Origin of the sequence: Streptomyces sp. XD-27 (assembly GCF_030553055.1) — a bacterium.
Lineage (GTDB): Bacteria > Actinomycetota > Actinomycetes > Streptomycetales > Streptomycetaceae > Streptomyces.
Genome location: NZ_CP130713.1, coordinates 2,778,676 through 2,802,084, shown reverse-complemented (window position 1 = coordinate 2,802,084; position 23,409 = coordinate 2,778,676). Strand labels below are relative to the sequence as shown.

Annotated in this window: 2 protein-coding genes and 1 pseudogene; all 3 read left to right on the top strand. The window is 75.6% G+C overall.

The window, feature by feature from the left end:
* Positions 1-499: 499 nt before the first annotated feature.
* A pseudogene (locus Q3Y56_RS11770) lies at positions 500-20,861 on the top strand (type I polyketide synthase); the annotation flags it as partial.
* A 117-nt stretch (positions 20,862-20,978) separates the two neighbouring features.
* On the top strand, positions 20,979-21,623 hold the full coding sequence (locus Q3Y56_RS11765; RefSeq protein ID WP_304465559.1) for a hypothetical protein: 645 nt from the start codon (positions 20,979-20,981) through the stop codon (positions 21,621-21,623).
* Between the two features lie 17 nt (positions 21,624-21,640).
* Complete coding sequence (locus Q3Y56_RS11760; RefSeq protein WP_304461899.1) at positions 21,641-23,407, top strand: beta-ketoacyl reductase; 1,767 nt, start codon at positions 21,641-21,643, stop codon at positions 23,405-23,407.
* Positions 23,408-23,409 lie beyond the last annotated feature (2 nt).

The window sequence follows — 23,409 nt, the reverse complement described above, 5'->3', positions numbered from 1 at the left end:
GGTCGCCACGGTCGACTCCGTGGCGCTGCGCGCGGCTTCGGCCGACCAGGTGCGGGCCGCGCGCGGCGGGCTCCACGAGTCCCTGTTCCGGCTGGACTGGACGGCCGTGCCGGTGCCCGCCACCGGCACGGGCCCGGCCGCCGCCCCGGGGAACTGGGCGGTCCTGGGCGCCGGAGCCGCCGAACTCTCCGCGTACGAGGCGGGGTTCGCGGAGGCGTTCGGGGCGGGCGTACGGATCGACGCGTACCGCGACCTGGCGGTACTGCGTACGGCGGTCGACGCGGGCGCGCCCGTCCCGCACACCGTGCTCGTCGACGTGGCGGGCGGTGCGGGTGGCGCGGGTGGCGCGGGTGGCGAAGCCGCCACCGCCGCCGAGGCGCACGCCGCCACCCTGCGGACGCTGGAGCTGCTCCAGTCCTGGCTGGTCGACGAGCGGTTCGCCGAGTCTCGCCTGGTGCTGGTGACGCGGGACGCGGTGGAGACGGCGCCCGGGGCGGGCGTGGCGGACCTGCCGCAGGCCGCCGCCCGCGGCCTGTTCCGTTCCGCGCAGTCGGAGAACCCCGGGCGGCTGCTGCTGCTCGACCTGGACGGCGAACGGCCGACGTACGAGGCGGTGCCCGCCGCGCTCGCCCTGGGGGCGGGTGCCGGACACGCCGGGGGAGAACCGGAGCTGGCGCTGCGCGACGGGGTGGTGCTCGCGCCGCGGCTGGTACGGGTGCCCGTCGCCCCGACCGGTCCCGGCGTCGGCGTAGTCGGCGGCAGCACCGGGCCCAGGACGGGCTCTGGCACTGGGTCGGCCCCTGCCACCGGCGGTGGCACGGGCACGGGCACGGGCGCGAGCCCCGGCACCGGTACGGACTCCGGCTCCGGCACGGGTCCCGGCCCCGGCTCCGGCACGCACTCCGGCACCGGCCAGCGCGCCGCGGGCCGCAGCGGTGCCGTGCCGTCGATCGACCCGTGCGGCACGGTGCTGGTCACCGGCGCCACCGGAACCCTCGGCCGGCTCTTCGCCCGCCATCTGGTCTCCGCCTACGGCGCCCGGCACCTGCTGCTGGTGAGCCGCCGGGGCGCCGACGCCGACGGCGCCGAGGAGCTCGGGGCCGAGCTCGCGACGGCGGGCGCGGCCGTGACCTGGGCCGCCTGCGACGTGGCCGACCGGGCGGCGCTCGCCGACGTCCTCGCCGACGTGCCGGCCGCGCACCCGCTGACCGCCGTGGTGCACACCGCCGGCGTGCTGGACGACGGCGTGATCGGGTCGCTGACGCCGGAACGGGTGGCGCACGTCCTGCGCCCCAAGGTCGACGCCGCGCTGAACCTCCACGAACTCACCCAGGACAGCGACCTGTCCGCGTTCGTGCTGTTCTCCGGCGCCGCCGCCGCGTTCGGCGCGCCGGGCCAGGCCAGCTACGCGGCCGCCAACGCCTTCCTCGAGGCCCTGGCCCAGCGGCGGACCGCCCAGGGGCTCCCGGCGACCGCGCTGGCGTGGGGCCTGTGGGCCGAGGCCAGCGGCATGACCGGCCACCTGGACGACGTCGACCTGCGGCGCATCTCGCGCGGCGGTGTCGCGCCGATGGCGTCGGAGGAGGGGCTGGCGCTCTTCGACGCCGTGTACGCCGAGTACGCCGCGTACGCCGCCTCGTACGGCACGCACTCCACGTACGCCGCGGAGCCCGGGGACACCACCGACACCGCTGACTCCGGGGACACCACTGACGCTGCGGACACCGCCGACGCCGGCGATGCCGCCCACGGCGGCGCCGTGCTGTTCCCCATGCGGCTGGACTACGCCGGACTGCGCGCCGAGGCCGCGGCGACCGGCACCGTCCCCGCGCTGCTCCGCGGGCTGGTCCGCGCCCCCGTCCGGCGGGCGGCCACCGCTCCCGGCGCCGCCGACGGGTCCTCGCTCGCCCAGCGGCTCGCCGCCCTCGCCCCCGCCGAACGGGACGGTGCGCTCCTGGAGTTGGTGTGCGGGCGGGTCGCCGCCGTGCTCGGCTACGCCGGGCCGGAGGCCGTCGAGGCGGGCCGGGCCTTCAAGGAGCTGGGCTTCGACTCGCTCACGGCGGTCGAGCTGCGCAACGACCTCAAGGCGGTCACCGGGCTGCGACTTCCGGCCACGCTCGTCTTCGACTACCCGAGCCCCGCCGCCCTGGCCGCCCACCTGCGCGACGAACTGGTCGGTGCCGAGGAGGCCGCGGCGACCGCGGCGACCGCCGCCGTACCGAGTACCTCCACCGCGCCCGGCGACGACCCGATCGTGATCGTCGGCATGAGCTGCCGCTTCCCCGGTGGGGTCCGTACCCCGAGGAGCTGTGGCGGCTCGTCGCCGGCGGCGGCGACGGCATCTCCGGATTCCCCGCCGACCGCGGCTGGGACTTGGACGCCCTGTACCACCCGGATCCCGACCACCCCGGCACCAGCTACACCCGGGAAGGCGGATTCCTGCACGACGCCGCCGACTTCGACCCCGCGTTCTTCGGGATCTCGCCGCGCGAGGCCCTCGCGATGGACCCGCAGCAGCGGCTGCTGCTGGAGACGTCGTGGGAGGCGTTCGAGCGGGCGGGCATCGACCCGGCGACGCTGCGCGGTAGCAGGACCGGCGTGTTCGCCGGTGTGATGTACCACGACTACGTCACCGGCCTCGGCGACATCCCCCACGGAGTCGAGGGCTACATCGGCACCGGCAACGCGGGCAGCATCGCCTCCGGCCGGGTCGCGTACACCTTCGGCCTGGAGGGCCCGGCCGTCACCGTCGACACGGCCTGCTCGTCGTCGCTGGTCGCGCTGCACTGGGCGATCCAGGCGCTGCGCAACGGCGAGTGCACGCTGGCGCTCGCCGGAGGTGTGGCGGTCATGGCGACACCCGAGACGTTCATCGACTTCAGCCGCCAGCGGGGCCTGTCCACCGACGGCCGCTGCAAGTCGTTCGCGGCCGCCGCCGACGGCACCGGCTGGTCCGAGGGCGCGGGCATGCTGCTCGTGGAGCGGCTCTCCGACGCCCGCCGCAACGGCCATCCGGTCCTGGCGGTCGTCCGCGGCTCCGCCGTCAACCAGGACGGCGCGAGCAACGGCCTGACCGCGCCCAACGGCCCGGCCCAGCAGCGCGTCATCCGCCAGGCGCTGGCCGTCGGCGGGCTGTCGGCGGCCGACGTGGACGTGGTGGAGGCGCACGGTACGGGGACCACGCTGGGTGACCCGATCGAGGCGCAGGCGCTGCTGGCCACGTACGGCAAGGAGAAGACCGCCGACCAGCCGCTGTGGCTGGGCTCCATCAAGTCGAACATCGGGCACACGCAGGCCGCGGCCGGTGTCGCGGGCGTCATCAAGATGGTGATGGCGATGCGGTACGGCGTGCTCCCGCGGACGCTGCACGTGGACGAGCCGTCGCCGAACGTGGACTGGTCGGACGGCGCTGTGTCGCTACTGACGGAGGCGCGGGAGTGGCCGGAGACCGGCGGTCGTCCGCGCCGGGCCGGTGTGTCCTCGTTCGGCATCAGCGGCACCAACGCGCACACCATCATCGAGCAGGCGCCCGCTGCCGAGGCGGCGGAGCCGGAGCGGTCCGCGACGGCGCGGCCCCCGGTGCTTGCCTGGCCGCTGTCGGCGGTGGGCCAGGACGCGCTGCGCGACCAGGCCCGCCGGCTCCGCGACCACCTGACCGCCGAACCGGACACTGCCCCGATCGACGTCGGCTACTCCCTGGCCGTCGGCCGCGCGGCCTTCGACAACCGCGCCGTGCTGGTGGGCCGGGACCGGGACGACCTGCTGCGCGGCCTTGCGGCGCTCGCGGCGGGTGAGGCGGCGGCGACCGGCCTCGTGCGGGGCTCGGTGACCGGCGGCAAGATGGCGTTCCTGTTCACGGGGCAGGGCAGCCAGCGGCTGGGGATGGGCCGTGAGCTGTACGCGGCGTACCCCGTCTTCGCAGAGGCGCTGGACGCGGTGTGCGCGGAGTTGGACGCCCACCTTGAGCGGCCGCTGCGTGGCGTGCTGTTCGGGGACGACGCGGAGCTGCTGGACCAGACGGCGTACACGCAGCCCGCGCTGTTCGCGGTCGAGGTGGCGCTGTTCCGGCTGGTCGAGGCCTGGGGCCTGACGCCGGATGTGCTGTCCGGGCACTCGATCGGTGAGCTGGCGGCCGCGCATGTGGCGGGCGTGCTGTCTCTGGAAGACGCCTGCACGCTGGTGGCCGCGCGCGGTCGGCTGATGCAGGAACTCCCGGCCGGTGGCGCGATGATCGCGCTCCAGGCGTCCGAGGAGGAGATCCTGCCGCTGCTCTCGGACCGGGTGAGTGTCGCGGCGATCAACGGCCCGACGTCGGTCGTGATCGCCGGTGACGAGGACGTGGCGCTGGAGATCGCGACGCGCTTCGAGGCCGAGGGCCGTAAGACGAAGCGGCTGGCCGTCAGCCACGCGTTCCACTCGCCCCGTATGGACGGGATGGTGGACGCGTTCCGGGAGGTCGCGGAGGGGCTGTCGTACGAGGCGCCGCGTATCCCGATCGTGTCGAACCTGACGGGTGAGCTGGTCTCCGCCGAGGAGATCGCCTCCCCCGATTTCTGGGTGCGGCACGTCCGCGAAGCCGTCCGCTTCGTCGACGGCATACGGGCGCTGGCGGCCAAGGGCGTCAGGACGTTCGTGGAGCTCGGCCCGGACGGCGTGCTCTCCGCGCTGGGCCAGGAGTGCCTGACCGACGGCGGCGCGGACTTCGTCGCCGCCCTGCGCGCGGGCCGCCCCGAGGCCGAGACCCTGACGGCAGCGCTGGCCGCCGTGCACGTGCGCGGGATCGAGCTGGACTGGGCGCGGTACTTCGCCGGGGCTGGTGCGCGCCGCGTCGAGTTGCCGACGTATGCCTTCCAGAGGCAGCGGTACTGGCTGGAACTCCCGGCCGCCGCCGCGCGGACCTCCGCCGCCGTGGCGGTGGACGCGGTCGACGCCCGCTTCTGGGAGGCCGTGGAGCGCCAGGATCTCGCCTCGCTCGCGGCCACGCTGGAGCTCGGCGGCGGTGACGGTGACGGTGATGGCGACGGAGACGGCGGCGGGGTGCTGGGCGCCGCCGAGGCGCTGCTTCCGGCGCTGTCGTCGTGGCGGCGGCAGCAGCGCGAGCGCGCCACTGTCGACGGTTGGCGCTACCGCGTGACGTGGAGGCCGGTGGGTGATCGGTCTGTGGGGGTGCTGTCCGGGCGCTGGCTGGTTGTCGTGCCCGCTGACGGAGCCGCTGAGGAGTGGTACGGGGGCGTGGAGCGGGTGCTGTCCGCGCGGGGTGTCGAGGTGGTGCGGGTCGAGGTCGGGGCCGAGGACCGTGCGGATGTGGCCGGGCTGCTGCGTACGGTGGCTGTCGCGGACGGTGCGGATGGTGCTGTGGCGGGTGTGTTTTCGCTGCTGTCCGTCGCGGGGGCGGCAGGGCTGCCGCGTACGGTGGCGCTGACGCAGGCGTTGGGTGATGCCGGGATCAGCGCGCCGTTGTGGGTGGCCACGCGGGGTGCGGTGTCGGTGGGTCGCTCCGACACGGCGGTGGATCCGGTGCAGGCGCGGGTGTGGGGTCTGGGCCGGGTCGCCGCCCTCGAACTGCCCGAGCGTTGGGGTGGTCTGGTGGACCTTCCCGAGGTGGTGGACGACCGGGCGCTGTCCCGGCTGGCTGGTGTGCTGGCGGGTGGTGGTGAGGACCAGGTCGCGGTCCGCTCCTCCGGTGTCTTCGGGCGGCGTCTGTCGCGGGCTTCGGTGCCGTCGGCCGATGGGCGCGTCTGGCGTCCGGGTCCCGGGTCCGTGCTGGTCACGGGTGGTACGGGTGCGCTGGGTGCGCAGGTGGCCCGCTGGCTGGTCCGTAACGGGGCTGAGCATGTGGTGCTGACGAGCCGCCGTGGTCTTGAGGCGCCGGGTGCGGCGGAGTTGTGCGAGGAGCTGGCCGCCTCGGGTGCCCGGGTGACGGTGGCGGCGTGTGACGCGGCCGACCGGGAGGCTCTGGCCGCAGTGCTGGCCGGGCTGCCCGCCGAGGCGCCGTTGACGGCGGTCTTCCATGTGGCCGGTGTGCTGGACGACGGTGTGTTGGACGCGCTCACGCCTGAGCGGTTCGACACCGTGCTGCGGGCGAAGGCCGAGGCCGCGGCCAACCTGGACGCGCTGACGCGTGAGCTGGGCCTCGACCTGTCCGCGTTCGTGCTCTTCTCCTCGATCAGCGGCACGGTCGGCGCGGCCGGGCAGGCCAACTACGCGGCGGCGAACGCGTTCCTGGACGCGCTCGCCGAGCGGCGCCGGGCGGATGGGCTTCCGGCGACGTCGGTCGCCTGGGGTCCGTGGGCCGAGGGCGGCATGGCCGCGGACGAGGTGCTTGAGCAGCGGATGCGGCGTGCCGGGTTGCCGCCGATGGACGCCGGGCTCGCGTTGGGCGCGCTCCAGCGGGCGCTGGACCTGGACGACACGGCCGTCACGGTCGCGGACGTCGACTGGGCACGGTTCGCGCCCGACTTCACCGCCGTACGGCAGGGCCGGTTGCTCGCCGACCTCCCGGAGGCCCGTGCGGCGCTGGAGAGCGGCACCGTACAGACGACCGGTGCCGCATCCGGTTCCTCGCTGCCCGAGCGCCTGGCCGGGCTGTCCGAGGCCGAGCAGGACCGCGCTCTGCTGGATCTGGTCCGTACCCATGTGGCCGCCGTCCTCGGGCACGACGGCTCGGCGGCGGTGGGCGCCGAGCGGGCGTTCAAGGAGCTGGGCTTCGACTCCCTCACCGCCGTCGAACTGCGCAACCGGCTCGGCGCCGCCAGCGGCGTCACCCTGCCCGCGACCCTGGTCTTCGACTACCCGACCGCGGCGGAGCTGGCGGGCTATCTGCGGACCGAACTCCTCGGCGAGCGGGCGGCGGCTGCTTCCGGCTCCGCCGCCCCCGTCCCCGTCCCCGCCCGCGTCCCGACTGCCCCAGCGGACGACCCGGTCGCGATCGTCGCGATGAGCTGCCGCTTCCCCGGCGGGGTCCGTACCCCCGAGGAGCTGTGGCAACTGCTCACCGCGGGCGGGGACGCGATCGCGCAGTTCCCGGCGGACCGCGGCTGGGACCTGGACGCGCTGTACGACCCGGACCCGGACAAGCAGGGCACGTTCTACGCCCGCGAGGGCGGGTTCCTCTACGACGCGGGCCAGTTCGACGCCGCCTTCTTCGGGATCTCGCCGCGTGAGGCGCTCGCCATGGACCCGCAGCAGCGGCTGCTGCTGGAGACGTCGTGGGAGGCCATCGAGCGGGCGGGCATCGACCCGGCCACCCTGCGCGGTACCTCCGCCGGGGTCTTCGTCGGCACCAACGGGCAGGACTACGACGCCGCGCTGCGCGACCTTCCCGAGGGCGTCGAGGGCTACCTGGGCACGGGCAACGCGGCCAGCGTCGTCTCCGGCCGGTTGTCGTACACGTTCGGGTTGGAGGGGCCCGCGATCACCGTCGACACGGCGTGCTCCTCGTCGCTGGTGGCCCTGCACATGGCGGTGCAGGCGCTGCGGCAGGGCGACTGCACGCTGGCGCTCGCGGGCGGCGTGACGGTGATGTCCAGCCCGGGCGCGTACATCGAGTTCAGCCGCCAGCGCGGGCTGGCCCCCGACGGGCGCTGCAAGGCGTTCGCCGAGGCGGCCGACGGCACGGGCTGGGGTGAGGGCGTGGGCATGCTGCTCGTCGAGCGGCTGTCCGATGCCCGGCGCAACGGCCACCCGGTGCTGGCGGTCGTGCGGGGCTCCGCGATCAACCAGGACGGTGCGAGCAACGGTCTGACCGCCCCCAACGGGCCCGCCCAGCAGCGAGTCATCCGCCAGGCCTTGGCGGGCGCCGGGCTCTCAGCCACGGACGTGGACGCGGTGGAGGCGCATGGTACGGGTACGACGTTGGGTGACCCGATCGAGGCGCAGGCGCTGCTGGCGACCTACGGTCAGGACCGCCCGGCGGACCGGCCGCTACTGCTCGGTTCCATCAAGTCCAACATCGGCCACACCCAGGCCGCCGCCGGTGTCGCGGGCGTGATCAAGATGGTGCTGGCCATGCGGCACGGCGTGCTGCCGCCGTCCCTCCACATCGACACGCCCACGCCGCACGTCGACTGGTCGGCGGGTGACGTCGAGTTGCTGACGGAGGCGCGGGAGTGGCCGGAGACCGGCCGCCCGCGCCGGGCCGGCGTCTCCGCGTTCGGCTTCAGCGGCACCAACGCCCACACCGTGCTGGAGCAGGCCCCGGAGCCCGCTCCCGCAGCGGACGGCGCCGAGCCCGCAGCGGACGGAGCCGCGCCCGCGCTCCCCCTGCTCCGTTCCGACGTCCTCGCCTGGCCGCTGTCCGGCAGGACCGAGGGCGCGCTGCGGGCCCAGGCCGAGCGGCTGCGGGAGCGGCTGGCCGCCGAACCGGGCCTGGACCCGCTGGACGTGGCGTACTCGCTCGCCACCACCCGTACCGCGCTGGAGCGCCGCGCGGTCGTCGTCGGCACCGGCCGCGACCGGCTGCTGGCGGGCCTGGCCGCCCTGGCGGGCGGAGAGCCCGCGGCCCACGTGATCGAGGGTGTGCCCGCCGAGGGCCGGACGGCGTTCCTGTTCACCGGGCAGGGCAGCCAGCGGCTCGGCATGGGCCGTGAACTGTACGAGTCGAGCGCGGTGTTCGCCCGGGAGCTGGACGCGGTGGCGGCCGAACTGGACCGGCACCTCGGCCGCCCGCTGTACGAGGTGCTGTTCGGCGAGGACGCCGCGCTGCTCGACCAGACGGCGTACACCCAGCCCGCGCTGTTCGCGGTCGAGGTCGCGCTGTACCGGCTGGCCGAGGCCGCCGGGCTGCGGGCCGACCTGCTGGCGGGCCACTCCATCGGCGAGCTGGCCGCCGCGCACGTCGCCGGGGTGCTGTCCCTGGCCGACGCCTGCACGCTGGTCGCCGCCCGCGGCCGCCTGATGCAGGAACTGCCCGCCGGTGGCGTGATGATCGCGCTCCAGGCGACCGAGGAGGAGGTCCTGCCGCGGCTCACCGACCGCGTCGGCATCGCCGCCGTCAACGGCCCGACGTCGGTCGTCATCGCGGGCGACGAGAACGCGGCCTTCGACATCGCCGCCACGTTCACGCTGCGCGGCCGCAAGACCAAGCGGCTGACCGTCAGCCACGCGTTCCACTCCCCGCGCATGGACCCGATGCTGGGCGACTTCCGCAAGGTCGCCGAGAGCCTCACCTACCACGAGCCGCGGATCCCGCTCGTCTCCACCGTCACCGGGCGGCCGGTCACCGACGAGATGAGCCAGGCCGACTACTGGGTACGGCACGTCCGCGAGGCCGTGCGCTTCCTGGACGGCGTGCGGGCACTGGAGGCCCAGGGCGTCACCACGTACGTCGAACTGGGCCCGGACGGCGTGCTGTCCGCGATGGCGCAGGAGTGCCTGACCACCGGCGGGGGCACGCGGGAGGGTGCCACCGGCGGAGGCATGCAGGAGCGCGTAACCGGCGAGGGCATGCCGGGCCACGCAACCGGCGAGGGCATGCCGGGCCACGCAACCGGCGAGGGCATGTCGGGCCACGCCACCGGCGAGGGCCTGCCGGGCCACGTCACCGGCGAGGGCGCCGACTTCGTCCCCGTACTGCGTGCCGGGCGGCCCGAGACCGAGGCGCTGACCGCCGCCCTCGCCCGGCTGCACACCCGGGGCCTCGCCGTGGACTGGGCGGCGCTGCACGCCGGGACCGGCGCGCGGCGCGTGGACCTGCCGACGTACGCGTTCCAGCGCCGCCGCTACTGGCTCGAAGCCGCCGCCCGGCAGACCCGGGACGCGACGGCCACCGCCCAGGACCCGGTCGACGCACGGTTCTGGGAGGCCGTCGAGAGCGACGACCTGGCCGCGTTCACCGGCGCCCTGGCGATCGACGCGGACCAGCCGGTCAGCGCCCTGCTGCCCGTCCTGGCCGCATGGCGCCGCGCGCAGCGCGAGCGGACCGCCGTCGACGGCTGGCGCTACCGCGTCACCTGGAAGCCGCTGGAGGAGCCGCGGTCCGCGGACGTCACCGGCACGTGGGCGGCCGTCGTACCCGCCGGGTACGCGGACGACACCCGCGTACGCCAGGCCCTGGACGCGCTGTCGGCGCGGGGCGCCGACATCCGTCTCGTCGAACCGGCCGAGGGCGCTCTCGGCCTCGACCGAGAGGCGCTCGCCGCCCGGCTGCGGGCGGCTGCCGCGGGGGCGCCTTCGGCGCCGCGCGCGGGGACGCCAGTGTGGTTGGCGCTGACGGCTACCGCGCGGGTGGCCCCGTGGGCGGCCCTGCGTACGGTGCCGATGGCGACCGCGTCGGTGGCTCCGCGCGCGGCGCCGAGGACCGCCCGGTGGGCGGCGGCGAGAGCCACCGCGCGGGTGGTAGCGCGAACGGCTCCGCGCGCGGCGCCGACGGCCACCCCGTGAATGGCTCCGCCAGCGGCCCCGTCCGTGGTGTGCTGTCCTTCCTCGCCCTGGACGAGCGGCCGCATCCCGCGTACCCCGCGGTGCCCGCCGGGCTGCTGCTCACCGGCGCCCTCGTGCAGGCCCTCGGCGACGCGGACCTGACCGCCCCGCTGTGGTGCGTCACGGAGGGCGCGGTGTCCACCGCCGCGTCGGAGCGGCCGGGCAGTGCCGCGCAGGCGCAGGTATGGGGGCTCGGCCGGGTCGTCTCCCTCGAACACCCCGAGCGCTGGGGCGGGTTGGTCGACCTGCCCGCCACGCTCGACGAGCGGGCGGCCGACCGGCTGGCCGCCGTCCTCGGCGGACTCCGCGCGCCCGGCGGACTCGGCGCGCCCGGTGGATCCGGCGTGCCCGCCGGACGCGGTGGATCGGGAGAGCCCAGCCGACCTGGCGGGTCCGGCCGACCTGGCGAGTCCGGCCGCCCCGCCGGACCCGCTGGTCCTGGCGTGCCTGGCGTGCCCGGCGGAGGCGGTGGCCCCGTCGAGTATGGCTGCCCCGCCGAATCCGCTGGTTCCGGCGTGCCCGTCGGACCCGCTGGTCCTGGCGTGCCGGGCGGAGGCGGTGGCCCCGTCGAGTATGGCTGCCCCGCCGAATCCGCTGGTTCCGGCGTGCCCGTCGGACCCGCTGGTCCTGGCGTGCCGGGCGGAGGCGGTGGCCCCGTCGAGTATGGCTGCCCCGCCGAATCCGCTGGTCCCGGCGTACCCGCCGAACCCGCTGGTCCTGGCGTGCCCGGCGTGCCCGCCGAACCCGCTGGTTCCGGCGTACCCGCCGGACCCGCCGGCCCCGGCTCGCCCGTCGGACCCGCTGCCCCCAGCGACGGCGCCGAGGACCAGCTCGCGATCCGTGCCGCCGGCGTCCTGGCCCGCCGTATCGCTCGTGCCGAGTCCGCCCCGGCGTCGGCCGGGGGCGACGGCCGGTGGGCGCCGCGTGGCACCGTCCTGGTCACCGGCGGCACCGGTGCGCTGGGTGCGCACGTCGCGCGCTGGCTGGCGGCGGGCGGTGCCCAGCACCTGGTGCTGGCCAGCCGCCGAGGCGACCAGGCTCCCGGCGCGCCGGAGCTGACGGCCGAACTCACCGCGCTCGGAGCCCAGGTCACCGTCGCCGCGTGCGACGTCACCGACCGGGACGCCGTGGCCGCACTGCTGGACCGGATCGGCCCCGAGGCCACCGGGCATCCGCACCCGCACCCGCTCACCGCCGTCGTCCACACCGCGGGCGCCGGGCAGTTCGCGCCGCTCGCCGAGACCGGACCGGCCGAGGTCGCCGACGTCGTGGCCGCCAAGGTCGCGGGCGCCGCCCACCTGGACGCCCTGCTCGGCGACACCGAGCTGGACGCGTTCGTGCTGTTCTCCTCCATCGCCGGAGTGTGGGGCAGCGGCGGCCAGGGCGCGTACGCGGCGGCCAACGCGCACCTCGACGCGCTCGCGGAGCAGCGCCGGGCCCGCGGCCTGACCGCCACCTCCGTGGCCTGGGGCCCGTGGGCGGACGGCGGACTCGTCGCCGACGACGAAGCCGCCGAGCAGCTGCGCCGCCGCGGCCTGCCGGTCATGGCACCGCGGCAGGCGATCGCCGCCCTCCAGCAGGCCCTGGACCGCGACGAGACGACCCTGACCGTCGCCGACGTCGACTGGGAGCGCTTCGTACCCGCCTTCACCGCCGCCCGCCCGCGCCCGCTCATCGCCGACCTGCCCGAGGTACGCGGTGCCCTGGCGGCCGAACCCGCAGAGCAGGCCGACGGCGTCGCCGCGGCGTCCCTGGAGGAGCGGCTGACGGGGCTGACCGGCGAAGAAGCCGACCGCCTCCTCCTGGACCTGGTCACCGCGCACGTCGCCGCCGTCCTCGGACACGACGACACCACGGCCGTCGAGCCGGGCCGCGCCTTCAAGGAACTGGGCTTCGACTCCCTCACCGCCGTCGAACTCCGCAACCGGCTCGGCACGGCCACCGGACGGCGGCTCCCCGCCACCCTCGTCTTCGACTACCCCACGCCCGCCGCGCTCGCCGCCCACCTGCGCGCCGACCTCACGGGCGGGGCGACGGCGCCGGAACTCCCGGCACTCGCCGAGATCGACAAGCTCGAGTTCGCCCTCGCGAACGCCCCAGCCGACACCGCGGAACGCGCGAAGGTCACCGCCCGGCTCGAAGCGCTGCTGCGCACATGGCGAGCCGCCGAAGACGAGGCGCGTGCCGCCGAGGCCGCAGGCGGCGACGACGAGAGCGACCTCGAAGCCGCCTCGGCCGAGGACATCTTCGACATCATCAGCAATGAATTCGGAAGGTCCTGAAGTGACCAGCGCGAACGAAGCGAAGCTTCTCGACAACCTGAAGTGGATGACCACGGAGCTGCGCCGGACCCGCCGCCGCCTGACCGAGGTGGAGGCGGAGGCGCAGGAGCCGATCGCGATCGTCGCGATGAGCTGCCGCTTCCCCGGTGGCGTGCGGTCCCCGAGGACCTGTGGCGGCTCGTGGACGGCGGCGGCGACGCCATTTCCGGATTCCCGGCCGACCGCGGCTGGAACATCGCCGCGCTGGCCGACCCGGACCCCGACCGCAAGGGCACGTTCTACAACAGCGGCGGCGGATTCCTCGACGGCGCCGCCGACTTCGACCCGGCGTTCTTCGGCATCTCGCCGCGCGAGGCCCTCGCCATGGACCCGCAGCAGCGGCTGCTGCTGGAGACCTCCTGGGAGGTCTTCGAACGGGCCGGCATCGACCCGGCCGCCGTCCACGGCAGCCGTACCGGCGTCTTCGTCGGCGCCGCCGCCATGGGCTACGGCAACGACCTCCACGGCGCGCCCGAAGGACTGGAGGGGCTCCTCCTCACCGGCGGCGCCACCAGCGTCCTGTCCGGCCGGATCGCCTACACCCTGGGCCTCGAAGGCCCGGCGGCCACCATCGACACCGCCTGCTCCTCGTCCCTGGTCGCCCTGCACTGGGCCGCCCAGGCCCTGCGCCGGCGCGAGTGCTCGCTCGCGCTCGTCGGCGGCGTCACCGTCATGCCCAACCCCGACGTCTTCGTGGAGTTCAGCCGCCAGCGCGGGCTCGCCCCCGACGGCCGCTGCAAGTCCTTCGCGGCCGCCGCCGACGGCACGGGGTGGAGCGAGGGCGTCGGCGTGCTGCTCGTGGAGCGGCTCTCGGACGCGCGCCGCAACGGCCACCAGGTGCTGGCCGTCGTCCGCGGCTCGGCCGTCAACCAGGACGGCGCCAGCAACGGCCTGACCGCGCCGAACGGCCCGTCGCAGCAGCGCGTCATCCGCCAGGCCCTGGAGAACGCCCGGCTGTCCGCCGCCGAGGTCGACGTCGTGGAGGCGCACGGTACGGGCACGACCCTGGGCGACCCGATCGAGGCCCAGGCGCTGCTGGCCACCTACGGCCAGGAGCGTCCGGCCGGGCAGCCGCTGTGGCTCGGCTCGCTGAAGTCCAACCTCGGCCACACGCAGGCCGCCGCCGGCGTCGCGGGCGTCATCAAGATGGTCATGGCCATGCGCCACGGCGTCCTGCCCAAGACCCTGCACGTGGACGAGCCCACCCCGAACGTCGACTGGACGGCGGGCGAGGTGTCGCTGCTCACCGAGGCCCGGCCGTGGCCGGAGACCGGCCAGCCGCGCCGCGTCGGCATCTCCGCCTTCGGCGTCAGCGGCACCAACGCCCACACCATCCTCGAACAGGCCCCCGCGACGGAGGAGCCGCCGCAGCCGTCCGCCGAGGCCGCCCCGCCGCTGCCGCCGGTGCTGCCGTACGTGCTGTCGGCGAGGGGCACGGAGGCGCTGCGGGCACAGGCGGAGCGACTGCACGCGCACATGACGGCGGACCCCGGCAGGGAACTCGCCGATGTCGCCTACTCCTTGGCCACCGGCCGCGCGGCCTTCGAAGCGCGCGCGGTGCTGACCGCCGGGGACCGGGAGAGCCTGCTGCGGGGGCTCGCCGCGCTGGCGGCGGGAGAGACGGCGGCGCGGGGCCTGGTGCTGGGCTCCCCGGCGACCGGGAAACTCGCCTTCCTGTTCACGGGGCAGGGGAGTCAGCGGCTGGGGATGGGGCGTGAGCTGTACGAGGCGTATCCGGTGTTCGCGGCGGCGCTGGACGCGGTGTGCGCGGAGCTGGACGGGCATCTCGAACGGCCGTTGCGCGACGTGCTGTTCGGGGACGATGCCGGACTGCTGGATCAGACGGTGTACACGCAGCCCGCGTTGTTCGCGGTCGAGGTGGCGCTGTTCCGGCTGCTGGAGTCATGGGGTCTGACGCCGGACTTCCTGTCCGGGCACTCGATCGGTGAGCTGGCCGCCGCGCATGTCGCCGGGGTGCTGTCCCTGGCGGACGCCTGCACGCTGGTGGCCGCTCGCGGTCGTCTGATGCAGGAGCTGCCTGCCGGTGGCGCGATGATCGCGATCCAGGCCGCCGAGGACGAGATCCTGCCGCTGCTCACGGACCGGGTGAGCATCGCCGCCCTCAACGGCCCGACGTCGGTCGTCATCGCCGGTGACGAGGACGTGGCGCTGGAGATCGCGGCGCGCTTCGAGTCCGACGGCCGCAAGACGAAGCGGCTGACCGTCAGCCACGCGTTCCACTCGCCCCGAATGGACGGCATGGTGGACGCGTTCCGCGCGGTGGCCGAGAGGCTGTCGTATGAGGCCCCGCGCATCCCGATCGTGTCGAACGTGACCGGCGAGCCGGTCTCCGCCGAGGAGATCGCCACCGCCGGCTTCTGGGTGCGGCACGCCCGCGAGGCCGTCCGTTTCCTCGACGGCGTGCGGACGCTGGAAGCGCAGGGCGTCACCACGTACGTCGAACTCGGCCCGGACGGCGTGCTGTCCGCGATGGCGCAGGAGTGCGTCACCGGCGAGGACGCCGCCTTCGCACCCGTCCTCCGCCCCGGCCGCCCCGAAGCCGAGACGCTGACCACCGCCCTCGCGCACGCGCACGTGCGCGGTGCGGCACCGGACTGGCAGCGGTTCTTCGCGGGACTGGACGTCCGGGCGGTCGATCTGCCCACGTACGCCTTCCAGCACCAGCGGTTCTGGCTGGAGCCCGGTGCGCCGACCGGCGACGTGGCCACCGCGGGTCTGGAAGCCGCCGGGCACCCGCTGCTGGGCGCGGCCGTCCCGCTCGCCGACACCGACGGCTTCCTGCTCACCGGGCGGCTCGGCCTCGACACCCACCCGTGGCTCGCCGACCACACCGTCATGGGGTCGGTGCTGCTGCCGGGTACGGCCTTCGTGGAGCTGGCGATCCGCGCCGGTGACCAGGTCGGCTGCGACCACCTGGACGAACTGGCCCTGGAGGCCCCGCTGGTGCTGTCCGAGCGCGGTGCCGTCCGGCTCCAGGTCGCGGTGGGGCCGCCGGAGGGCGACGGACGGCGTTCCTTCACCGTGCTGTCCTGCCCGGCCGACGCCCCGGCAGAGGAGTCGTGGACGCGGCACGCCACCGGCGTGCTGGCCACGGGCGCCCCGCGGCCCTCGTTCTCGCTCGCCGAGTGGCCGCCGAACGGGGCGCGGCCGGTCCCGGTCGACGACCTGTACGCGGAACTCGGCGCCCTCGGCATGGCCTACGGCCCGGTGTTCCAGGGGCTCACGGCCGCCTGGCGGCGCGGGGACGAGGTCTTCGTAGAGGTTCGGCTCCCGGCCGACGCGACTGCGGACGCACGGGAGTTCGGGCTGCATCCGGCACTCCTGGACTCCGCGCTGCACGCGCTGGGCCTCGGGGGCCTGGGCGGCACCGAAGGCCAGGGGCGGCTGCCGTTCGCCTTCAACGGGGTGTCGCTGTACGCCGACGGTGCCCCGGCCCTTCGGGCCAGGCTGGCGCCGACGGGCGTGGACGGCGTGCGGCTGGACCTCGCCGACGCGGGCGGCGCGCCGGTCGCCGCCGTGGAGTCGCTCGTGCTGCGCCCCGTCTCGGAGGACCAGGTCCGGGCCGCGGGAGCGGCATACCACGAGTCGCTGTTCCGTCTGGAGTGGACCGAGCCCGCCGCGGTGGCCGACGACGCGACCCGGCGCGGCCGTTGGGCGGTTCTGGGGCCTGATGTGTTCGGTCTCGCGGGCTCGGACTACTTGGGCTCGGGTGCGGGTGCGGGTGCGGGTGCGGGTGCGGGCTCGGATGCGGCGCCGTACGCGGATCTGGCGGCGTACGCGGATCTGGCCGAGCTGGCCGAGGCCGTGGACGCGGGCGCACCAGTGCCCGAGTACGTCCTCGTCACCCCCGGCCGGCAGGGCGGCGGCGACACCCCCGACGCGGTGCGGCAGGCCACGGTCGAGGCGCTGGGCCTGGCCCAGGCATGGCTGGCCGACGAGCGGTTCGGCGCCGCCCGGCTGGTGCTGGTGACCTCGGGCGCGGTCGCCGCGACCCCGGCCGACCCGGCATCCGACCCGGCACCTGATCCGGCACCCGACCTGGCGCAGGCCGCCGTGTGGGGTCTGCTGCGTTCGGCGCAGGCCGAGCACCCGGAGCGTCTCGTCCTGCTGGATCTCGACGGCGAGCCCGCGTCGCGCGCGGCGCTCCCGGCCGCGCTCGCGACGGGCGAGGAGCAACTGGTCGTACGCGCGGGTGCCGTACGGACGCCGCGGCTGGCCCGCGTCCCCGTGGCGGCGGACCGCGCACCCGCCGCGGCCTTGCTCGACACCGACGGCACGGTGCTGATCACCGGCGCGAGCGGCACGCTGGGCGGACTGGTCGCCCGGCACCTGGTCACCGAGCACGGCGCGCGGCACCTGCTGCTGGTCAGCCGGCGCGGCGCCGAGGCCCCCGGCGCGGCCGCGCTGGCCGCCGAACTGGCCGAGTACGGCGCCGAGGTGCGCTGGGCGGCCTGCGACGCGGCGGACCGGGACGCCCTGGCCGCGACCCTGGCCGCCGTGCCGGCCGCGCACCCGCTCACCGCCGTCGTCCACACCGCGGGCGTCCTCGACGACGGCGTCATCGGCTCGCTGACGCCGGAGCGCGTCACCCGCGTACTGCGGCCCAAGGTCGACGCGGCCTGGCACCTCCACGAGCTGACGCGGGACCTGGAGCTGTCCGCGTTCGTGCTCTTCTCGTCCTCCTCGGGCGTGTTCGGCAGCCCCGGGCAGGGCAACTACGCGGCGGCCAACGCGTTCCTCGACGCGCTGGCCGCCCACCGCGCCGCCCGTGGCCTGCCGGCGACCGCGCTGGCGTGGGGCCTGTGGGCCGGGTCCGGCATGGCCGGCGGTCTGAACGAGGCCGACGTCAGCCGCATGCGGCGGGCCGGCCTGCCGCCGCTGTCCCCGGCGGAGGGCCTGGCGCTGCTCGACACGGCGCTCACCCTGGGGGCACCTCCCAGCGGCCGCGCTGGGGGAGAGCCGGCGCTCGCCCCGCTGCGCGTCGACACCGCGGCCCTGCGGGCGCGGGCGGCGGCCGGGACGGTCTCGCCGCTGCTGCGCGGACTGGTCCGGGGGACGGTACGGCGAACGGTCGCGACCGACCCCGCCACGGCCGCGGGAGCCGCCGGTCTGGCGCGGCGGCTCGCCGGGCTGACCGCGGCCGAACAGGACCGGCTGCTGCTGGACCTGGTCCGCACCCAGGTCGCGGCGGTGCTCGGCCACGCGGGCCCGCAGGCGGTCGAGGAAGGCCGGGCGTTCAAGGAGCTGGGCTTCGACTCGCTCACCGCCGTCGAACTCCGCAACCTCCTGCGTGACGTCACCGGACTGCGGCTGCCCGCCACCCTCGTCTTCGACTACCCGACCTCGGCCGCACTGGCCGGCCATCTGCGAACGGAGATCCTCGGCGACACGGACACGTCGACCGCCTCCGCCTCCGCCTCCGACCGGGCGTGGGCGACCGGCGCCGCCGCCTCCGAGCGGGCGCGGGCGACCGGCGCCGCCGACCGGGCCGACGACCCCATCGCCATCGTGGCCATGAGCTGTCGCCTCCCGGGCGGCGTACGGTCGCCGGAGGACCTGTGGCGGCTGCTGGCCGACTGCGGGGACGGCATCTCGGCGTTCCCCGTCGACCGCGGCTGGGATCTCGCCACCCTCTACAGCGACGACCCGGACCTCGAAGGCAGCAGCTCCATCCGCGAGGGCGGCTTCCTGCACGACGTCGCCGACTTCGACGCGGCGTTCTTCGGCGTCTCGCCGCGCGAGGCCCTCGCCATGGATCCGCAGCAGCGGCTGCTGCTGGAGACGTCGTGGGAGGCGTTCGAGCGGGCGGGCATCGACCCGGCGACGCTGCGCGGCAGCAAGACCGGGGTGTACATCGGCTCCAACGACCAGGACTACCTGACCCTGTGGGTCAACGAACCGCAGGGCCTTGAGGGCCACCTGGGCACCGGCAACGCGGCGAGCGTGGCCTCGGGCCGCCTGGCGTACACGTTCGGGCTGGAGGGCCCGGCGGTCACCGTCGACACCGCGTGCTCGTCGTCCGTGGTGGCCCTGCACCTGGCGATCCAGGCGCTGCGGCAGGGCGAGTGCACGATGGCGCTGGCGGGCGGTGTCACCGTCATGTCGACCCCGGGCGCCTTCACCGAGTTCAGCCGTCAGCGCGGACTGGCCGCCGACGGCCGGATCAAGGCGTTCTCCGGAGACGCGGACGGCACCATCTGGTCCGAGGGCGTCGGCGTCCTGCTGGTGGAGCGGCTGTCGGACGCCCGGCGCAACGGACATCCGGTGCTGGCCGTCGTCCGCGGCACCGCCGTCAACCAGGACGGCGCCAGCAACGGCCTGACCGCGCCCAACGGCCCGGCGCAGCAGCGCGTCATCCGGCAGGCACTGGCGAACGCCGGTCTGTCGGCCGCCGAGGTGGACGCCGTGGAGGCACACGGTACGGGGACGTCCTTGGGCGACCCGATCGAGGCGCAGGCGCTCCTCGCCACGTATGGCCAGGACCGGCCCGAGGGACGGCCGCTGTGGCTCGGCTCGGTCAAGTCCAACATCGGGCACACCCAGGCCGTGGCGGGCGTCGCCGGAATCATCAAGATGGTGATGGCCATGCGGCATGGCATGCTGCCGCGGACGCTGCACGTCACCGAGCCGACCCCGCACGTGGACTGGTCGGCGGGCGAGATCGAGCTGCTGACCGAGGCCCGTCCGTGGCCGGAGACCGGACAGCCGCGCCGCGCGGGCATCTCCTCGTTCGGCTACAGCGGCACCAACTCCCACGCGATCATCGAGGAGGCTCCGGCAGCGGAGGAACCGCGGCTGCCGTCCGCCGAGGCCGTCTCACCGCCGCCACCGGTGCTCCCGTACGTGCTGTCCGCGAAGGGTACGGAGGCGCTGCGCGCGCAGGCGGAGCGGCTGCGTGCGCACCTGGCGGCGGACCCGGCCCTCGAACTCGCCGATGTGGCATACGCGTTGGCCACCGGTCGCGCTGTTCTCGACCACCGCGCCGTCGTGGCCGCGGGGGACCGGGACGGTCTGCTGCGGGGCCTCACGGCGCTGGCGGCAGGAGAGCCGACGCCGCACGTGACCCAGGGCGCGCCAGCCGAGGGCCGCACCGCGTTCCTGTTCACGGGGCAGGGGAGCCAGCGGCTGGGGATGGGCCGTGAGTTGTACGAGGCGTATCCGGTGTTCGCGGAGGCGCTGGATGCGGTGTGTGCGGAGCTGGATGGGCATGTTGAGCGGCCGTTGAGTGGTGTGCTGTTCGGGGAGGATGCCGGGCTGTTGGATCAGACGGTGTACACGCAGCCTGCGTTGTTCGCGGTTGAGGTGGCGTTGTTCCGTCTGGTGGAGGCGTGGGGTCTGCGGGCCGATTTCCTGTCGGGTCATTCGATCGGTGAGTTGGCGGCTGCGCATGTGGCGGGTGTGTTGTCTTTGGAAGATGCCTGCACGCTGGTGGCCGCGCGCGGTCGGCTGATGCAGGAACTCCCGGCCGGTGGCGCGATGATCGCGCTCCAGGCGTCGGAGGACGAGGTCCTGCCGGTGCTCACTGACCGGGTGAGCATCGCCGCCGTCAACGGGCCCACCTCCGTCGTCATCGCCGGTGACGAGGACGTGGCGCTGGAGATCGCGGCGCGCTTCGAGGCCCAGGGCCGTAAGACGAAGCGGCTGACCGTGAGCCACGCGTTCCATTCGCCGCGTATGGACGGGATGGTGGAGGCGTTCCGGGAGGTCGCGGAGGGCCTGTCGTACGAGGCGCCGCGCATTCCGATCGTGTCGGCTCTGACCGGTGGCGTGGTGGCCGCCGAGGAGATCGCGACCGCCGATTTCTGGGTGCGGCATGTCCGCGAGGCGGTCCGTTTCCTTGATGGCGTCCGCACGCTCGAAGCGCAGGGCGTCACCACGTATGTCGAGCTCGGCCCGGATGGTGTCCTGTCCGCGATGGCGCAGGAGTGCGTCACCGGCGACGGCGCGGCCTTCGTCCCCGTACTGCGCGGTGGCCGTCCCGACGCCGAGACCGTCACCGCCGCCCTCGCCCAGGTCCATGTCCGGAGTGCGGGTGTGGACTGGGCCGCGTTCTTCGCCGGGGCCGGTGCGCGGCGGGTCGACCTGCCCACGTATCCCTTCCAGCACCGGCGTTACTGGCCCGACGCGGACACCGGAGCCGGAGCCGGAGCCGGAGCCGGGGCCGCTGCGTCCGCCGACGGCAGCGTCAGCGCGGTCGACGCCCGCTTCTGGGAGGCCGTGGAGCGTGAGGACCTGGCCTCCCTCACCGCCGAGTTGCTGGTCGAAGGCGACGAGCCGCTGAGCGCGGTGCTGCCCGCCCTGTCGTCGTGGCGGCGCAGGCAGCAGGAGCTGTCCGCCGCGGACGCGTGCCGCTACCACGTGGTGTGGAAGCCGCGGCCGGGGGCGCGGGGCGCGTCGGCGTCCCGTAACCCGTCCGGGACATGGCTGGCGGTCGTCCCCGCGAGCCACGCGGACGACGCCCGGGTCGGCGCCGTCATCGACGACCTGGCCGGGCGCGGCGCGCGGGTGGCCCGGGTCGAGCTGGACGCGGACGACACGCGTCCGGCGACGATCGGCGCGCGGCTCGCCGCTGCGTCGGCGAGTGGCCCCGTCGCCGGTGTGCTGTCGCTGCTCGCGCTGGACGAGCGGCCGCACCCGGAGCACCCGGCGGTGCCGGTCGGCCTGGCGCTGACCGCCGCGTTGGCCGAGGCGCTGGACGAGGTACGCGTACGCGGCGAGGCGTCGGACGCGCGCCTGTGGTGCGTCACGCAGGGCGCGGTCGCCGTCGGCGGCGCCGACCGGCTGGAGAGCGTCTCCCAGGCCCAGATCTGGGGCCTGGGCCGGGTCGTCGCGCTGGACCGGCCCGAACGCTGGGCGGACTGATCGATCTCCCGCAGACGTTGGACGAACGTGCGCTGGACCGGCTGGCGGGCGTACTCGCAGGCGGCGGAGGCGGAGGCCGTGCCGGCATCGGCTCCGGCCCCGGTCTCGGATCCGGCCCCGGCCTCGGATCCGGGGCCGCGGCCGGCGCCGGAGACGCGGAGGACCAGGTGGCGATCCGCGCCGCCGGACTCTTCGTACGGCGCCTGGCGCAGCCCGCCGCCCCGCCTTCCACAGAGCCCGCGCAGGCATGGACGCCGCGCGGCACCGTCCTGGTCACGGGCGGCACCGGCGCGCTGGGGCGGCATGTCGCCCGCTGGCTGGCCCGTAACGGAGCGGAGCGGCTGGTCCTGCTCAGCCGCCGGGGCCCCGACGCCCCGGGCACGGCCGAGCTCGTCGCGGAACTCTCCGCGTCCGGCGCCGCCGTGACCGTCGAGGCGTGCGACGTGGCGGACCGCACCGCGCTGGAGACCCTCGTGGACAAGCTGGCGGCGGACGGCACCCCGGTACGGGCCGTGGTGCACGCGGCCGGTGTCTCCCAGGCCCCCGGCACCGCCACCGAACTGCCGGACTTCGCCCGCGTCGTGGCGGCCAAGACCGCCGGGGCGATCCACCTCGACGCCATCTTCGGCGGCCGGGACGGGGACGCGGCCGGTACGGCGGCGGGGGCCGCGAACGGGCCCGAGGCCGCCGCCGCGAGCGTCCCGGACGACCAACGCCCGCCCCTCGACGCCTTCGTGCTCTTCTCCTCCATCGCCGGGGTGTGGGGCAGCGGCGGCCAGGGCGCGTACGCGGCGGCCAACGCGTTCCTCGACGCGCTGGCCGAGCGGCGCCGGGCCCGCGGCCTGACCGCCACCTCCGTGGCCTGGGGCCCGTGGGCCGACGGCGGCATGGCCGCCGAAGGCGACGCCGGGGAGCAGCTCAGCCGCCGCGGTCTGCCGCCCATGGCGCCGGAGCTGAACATGGTCGCCTTCCAGCAGGCGCTGACCCGCCGGGAGACGGCCGTGACCGTGGTCGACGTCGACTGGGGGCGGTTCGCCCCGGCGTTCACCGCCGCCCGGCCCCGCCCGCTGATCGACGACCTGCCGCAGGTGCGTACGGCCCTGCACGGCACCGGCACCGGCGGCACAGCGGACCCGGCGGCGGACCCGGCGGCGGCCGAAGCGGGGCCGACGCTCCGCGACCGGCTGGCCGGGCTCGGCGAGGCGGACCGGCGGGACGCCGTGCTGGAGGTGGTCCGCACCCATGTGTCGGCCGCCCTCGGCCACGCCTCCGCCGACGACGTCGAGGCCGGGCGCGCCTTCCGGGAGCTGGGCTTCGACTCGCTGACCGCGGTCGAGCTGCGCACCCGGCTCGGCGCGGCCACCGGCCTGCGGCTCCCGGCGAGCCTCGTCTTCGACTACCCGACGCCGCAGGCGCTCGCCGAGCATCTGCTGCGCGGACTGGTCCCGGCCGGCGCCGGAACGGGCGCCCACACCGGCGGCCTCGTCGACGTGGACACGGATCCCCAGGACGCCGCGCTGCGGCGGACGCTGGCGGCCATCCCGATGAACCGGATCCGGGAGGCCGGGCTGCTGGAGTCACTCCTCCGACTGGCCGACCCGGAGGCGGCGCCCCCCGGCACAACCTCCGGCACAACCCCCGGTACGACCCTCGATACGAGCCCCGGCGACGGCGCCGAATCCATCGACTCGATGGACGTCCAGCACCTCATCGACATGGCGCTCGACCTCGACAGCCTCGACAGCCTCGGCGGTCCCGACAGCCACGACGGCACTCATTCCTGACC